The sequence below is a fragment of the Kitasatospora putterlickiae genome (assembly GCF_039527695.1).
Lineage (GTDB): Bacteria > Actinomycetota > Actinomycetes > Streptomycetales > Streptomycetaceae > Kitasatospora > Kitasatospora putterlickiae.
In genome coordinates this window covers 45,010-48,739 of record NZ_BAAAKJ010000196.1, presented here as the reverse complement: position 1 = coordinate 48,739, position 3,730 = coordinate 45,010, and the positions used below count along the sequence as shown (strand labels likewise).

Annotated in this window: 4 protein-coding genes; all 4 read left to right on the top strand. The window is 73.2% G+C overall.

What is annotated here, in order from left to right; all coding sequences use genetic code 11:
• A partial coding sequence (locus ABD308_RS19750) for a carbohydrate ABC transporter permease (RefSeq protein ID WP_344337101.1) occupies window positions 1-931 on the top strand: 931 nt, incomplete at its 5' end.
• 9 nt (window positions 932-940) lie between these two features.
• Window positions 941-1,780 (top strand): carbohydrate ABC transporter permease, encoded by an 840-nt coding sequence (locus ABD308_RS19745; RefSeq protein WP_344336486.1) that lies wholly within the window; start codon window positions 941-943, stop codon window positions 1,778-1,780.
• The gene (locus ABD308_RS19740; protein ID WP_344336483.1) at window positions 1,780-3,375 is read left to right on the top strand and encodes an amylo-alpha-1,6-glucosidase; all 1,596 of its coding nucleotides are present in this window, start codon (window positions 1,780-1,782) and stop codon (window positions 3,373-3,375) included. Before ABD308_RS19745 ends, ABD308_RS19740 begins: the two co-directional genes overlap by 1 nt.
• Window positions 3,376-3,469: 94 nt before the next feature.
• On the top strand, window positions 3,470-3,730 hold a 261-nt coding region (locus tag ABD308_RS19735; protein WP_344336481.1), incomplete at its 3' end, for a trypsin-like serine protease.

Sequence of the window (3,730 nt, the reverse complement as noted above, 5' to 3'; positions counted from 1 at the left end):
CCAGGCCGCCCCCGCCCCCACCGGCCCCGCCACGCGCGGCGGGCGCGAGCCGCTCTGGCGCCGCCGCGACCGCCGGTGGGCCCTGGTCTTCCTCGCGCCCCAACTGCTCGGGCTGCTGGTCTTCCTGGTCGGCCCGCTCGGCTTCGCCGTGGTCCTCTCCTTCATGCGCTGGGACGGCCTCGGCGACGCCACCTGGGTCGGCCTGGAGAACTTCCGCACCCAGCTCACCGACCCCGAGTTCGGCCGCGCGGTGTGGAACACCCTCAAGATCGGCCTGATCACGGTGCCCGGCGGGCTGGTGCTCGCGCTGCTGATCGCGCTCGCCCTGCACAACGTGCGCGGGCGCACCGCCTACCGGGTGGTCTACTTCCTGCCCGTGGTGACCAGCTCGGTCGCGGTCTCGGTGATCTGGCAGATGATCCTGGGCGGCGGCGCCGACGGCATCCTCAACGGCACCGTGCACGACCTGTTCGGCGTCACCCTGCCCGACTGGCTGGCCGACCCGGACTGGGTAGTGGTCGCGGTGGCGGTGGTGACCATCTGGTCCTCGCTCGGGCTCAACGTCGTCATCTTCCTGGCCGGCCTCGCCACCGTCCCCGCCAACCTCCTGGAGGCCGCCCGGATCGACGGGGCCGGGCCGTGGCAGACGCTGCGCTCGGTCACCCTGCCCCTGCTGTCGCCCACCGTCTTCTTCACCGTGGTGGTGTCGGTGATCAGCTCGTTCCAGGCCTTCGACCTCGTCTACGTCCTGGTCAACCCGGACCACAACGAGGGCGCCCAGACCATCGTCTACAAGGTCTACCAGCAGGGCTTCCGGGAGTTCCACTTCGGCCTCTCCAGCGCCGCCGCGCTGCTCCTGCTGCTGCTCACCCTGGTCGTCACGGCGGTCCAGTTCCAGGCGCAGAAGCGTTTCGTCCACTACGAGTCCTGAGGCGCCGCCATGACCGTCCGCCACTCCACCGCCCCCCGGCGGCTCCTCCTGCACACCGGGCTCGTCCTCGGCGGCCTGCTGATGCTGTTCCCGTTCGTCTGGATGGTGCTGACCTCCTTCAAGGGCGTCAGCCAGATGATCAACGAGCCGCTGTCCTGGCTGCCCTCGCCCTGGCGTGCCCGCAACTACCCCGACGTGCTGAACGAGGTGCCGATCGGCCGGGCCTACTGGAACAGCATGTACATCGCGGCGATCACCGTCGCCGCCACCCTGCTCACCGGCGCGATGGCCGCCTACGCCTTCGCCCGCATCCCGTTCCGCGGCTCGGGGCCGCTGTTCGGCCTCTTCCTGGCCACCCAGATGGTCCCGGCCCAGGTCACCATCGTGCCGCTGTACATCATGCTGGCCAAGCTCCAGCTGATCGACTCCCACCTGGCGCTGATCCTGCCCGCCGTCGCCAACCCCTTCGCGGTGTTCCTGCTGCGCCAGTTCATCCGGGCCGTCCCGGTCGAACTGGAGGAGGCGGCCAGGATCGACGGCGCCGGCCGCTGGACGATCTTCTGGCGGATCGTGCTGCCCAACATCCGGCCCGGCCTGTGGACGCTCGGCATCATCGTCTTCCTGGCCAGCTGGAACAGCTACTTCTTCCCGCTGGTGTTCCTCAACACCCCGGAGCTGTTCACCGTCCCGCTGCTGCTCGACTCCTTCAACTCCCAGCGCGGCGGCATCGACTACGGGCTCACCGCGGCGCTGTCCGCGATGACCGTGGTGCCGATGCTGATCGCCTTCCTGATCGGGCAGCGCAAGATCCTCAACAGCATGGCCTCCTCGGGCCTGGGAGGGCGCTGATGTCCGCCTCGCACCTCGAACTCGACCTGGTGGAACGGCCGTTCACCGACCGCGGCACCCGGCTGCTGGTCACCGCGGGCCCCGGCCCGGCCGACGGCCTGCGGGTCGCCCGGGCCGAGTACGAGACCCCGCTCGCCGAGACCACCGACCTCACCGGCCTGCTGGTGCACGGCGCCGACGGACGCCCGCTGCCGGTCGTCTCGGCCACGCCCGTCGAGGTCGCCTTCGCCGGCGGGGTGTCGCTGCTGTTCGCCGACCCGGCCACCCTGGTGATCACCGGGCACGGCGCGCGGGCCTCCTGGCGGCTGCCCGACGGCACCGGACGCACCCTCGCGCTGGACGGCTGCCACGTCCTGGCGGGCCCGCCGGGGGAGTGGTCCGCCCCCGCCGTGCGCGCGGCGTCCGAGGCCCGCTGGGCCGACTGGTTCGCCCGGATGCCGGCCGTCCGCCCCGACCTCGCCGAGCGCGCCCGGATGGCCTGGTGGACGCTGGCCGTCAACCTGCTGCCGATCGCCGGCCGGGAGGGCCTGGTCCCCTCCAAGTACGGCTACGTCGGCGTCTGGAACTGGGACGCGCTGTTCCACGCCGTCGCGCTGCGCCACGGTGACCCGGCGCTCGCCCGTGACCAGATCCTGCTCTTCCTGGACCACCAGCTGCCCGACGGCCGGCTCCCCGACGTGGTGCACGAGCACGGCGTCCTGGCCGACACCACCGACCTGCCGCGCGCCGACCACGCCCGGCTCGCCCAGCACGTCGGCACCGCCAACGGCGCGCGCCCGGAACGCGCGCCGGTCCCGGTCACCAAACCGCCCCTCGCCGCCTGGGCCGTCTGGAAGGTCCACGAGACCGACCCGGACGTCCCCTTCCTCGCCGCCGTCTACCCGCGGCTGGTGCGCGCCCACGCGTGGTGGTTCGCCGCCTCCGACCCGGACGGCGACGGCCTGCCCGAGTACCTGCACCCCTACTCCTCCGGCCTCGACGACAGTCCGGTCTGGGACTACGGCCCGCGCGCCGAGCCGCCCGACCTCAACTCCTACCTCGTCCTGGAGGCCGACCGGCTCGCCGACATCGCCGGCGCCCTCGGCCGCCCCGCCGAGGCCGCCCGCTGGCGCGAGCGCGCCGCCGCCCACGCCCGGCTGCTGGTCGCCCGGCGCTGGGACGGCACCCGCTTCACCACCCTGGCGGCCGGCGCGCCCGTGCCGGTGCGCACCGCGCTCGACCTGATGCCCCTGTTCACCGGCCGGCTGCCCGCCGGGGTCGCCGCCGCCCTGGAACGGACGCTGCGCTCGCCCGCCTACTGGGGCGAGCGGCCGGTGCCCACCGTGGCCTTCGACGACCCGGCCTTCGACCCGGAGGCGATGTGGCGCGGCCCGGTCTGGCTCAACGTCAACTACCTGCTGGCCGAGGGACTCCAGCGCTCCGGCTTCCCGGACACCGCCGCCGAGCTGCGCGAACGCACCGTGGCCATGGTCCGGGACGCGGGCGGCCTCTACGAGTACTGGAACCCGCTGACCGGCGCCCGCGCGCCCCGCGCGACCTCCGGCTTCGGCTGGTCGGCGGCGCTCTTCCTGGACCTCGCCAGGATGGTCGGATGATCTGACTGTCTCTTTCTCCCTTCATCGCCTGACGTGCCGTCACTACCCTTTGCCTGCGAACGGAGGCCAACCCCGGCAGAGACGGAGCACGACCATGCGAACCCGGCTCAGGCACACCCTCGTCGTCCTCATCACCGCCCTGCTCGCCGCCACCGCGGCCCTGACCGCCGCACCCCCGGCGAACGCCGTCGTCGGCGGCACCCCGGTGACCGCCGGCCAGACCCCCTACCTCGTCTCGCTGGCCCGGGGCGGGCACTTCTGCGGCGGCGCCCTCCTCGACCCCACCACCGTCGTCACCGCCGCCCACTGCGTCGCGGGTACGGACGCCGGCGCGCTCACCGTGCGCGCCGGCAGC

Bases quoted from the DNA above. Each gene is read 5' to 3' on its own strand.
- ABD308_RS19740 (WP_344336483.1), top strand. From the start codon at position 1,780: ATGTCCGCCTCGCACCTCGAACTCGACCTGGTGGAACGGCCGTTCACC.
- ABD308_RS19745 (WP_344336486.1), top strand. From the start codon at position 941: ATGACCGTCCGCCACTCCACCGCCCCCCGGCGGCTCCTCCTGCACACC.